This window comes from Mesorhizobium sp. M5C.F.Ca.ET.164.01.1.1, assembly GCF_004792125.1.
Taxonomy (GTDB): domain Bacteria; phylum Pseudomonadota; class Alphaproteobacteria; order Rhizobiales; family Rhizobiaceae; genus Mesorhizobium; species Mesorhizobium wenxiniae.
The window spans coordinates 1-490 of the sequence record NZ_SRTG01000083.1; the positions used below are offsets into that span (position 1 = coordinate 1).

General features: G+C 65.5%; 1 protein-coding gene. It reads right to left on the reverse strand.

Annotation, left to right across the window (positions count from 1 at the left end; translation table 11 throughout):
• Positions 1–67 precede the first annotated feature (67 nt).
• The coding region (locus tag EN807_RS32520) for a transketolase C-terminal domain-containing protein (protein ID WP_281405240.1) at positions 68–490 on the reverse strand (423 nt) is incomplete at its 5' end.

Genomic DNA, 490 nt, shown 5'->3' on the forward strand with positions numbered 1-490 from the left:
CGATTAGGTTGGGCCAGCCCGCCAAGGCGGCCATGCTTGGTTTTGACGGGCTCGCTTGGCTCAACCCTTACTTGCCGTGCAGGCGGGCTTCCGCCGCTTTCGCCGCCGCTTCGGCGGTGATGCCGAAATGCGGATAGAGCTGCTCGATGGTGCCCGAGGCACCGAAGCCGGTCATGCCAACAAAGATGCCATCGCTGCCGATAATATGGTCCCAGCCCTGGCGGATGCCGGCTTCGATTGCGACCTTCACCTTCGCATTGCCGATCGTCTTCCTGCGGTAGTCGTCGCTCTGCTGGTCGAACAGTTCGAAGCAGGGCACCGAGACGACGCGGGTCGGGTGGCCGTGCTGCTGCAGCAACTCACGCGCGCCGAGCGCGACCTCGACCTCGGAGCCGGTGGCGAAGATGGTCACCGCCGCCTCGCCGTTCGCCGCGGCGAGCTCATAGGCGCCGGACGCGCTGAGTTTCTTCTCGCTGTGCTCGGTGCGAAC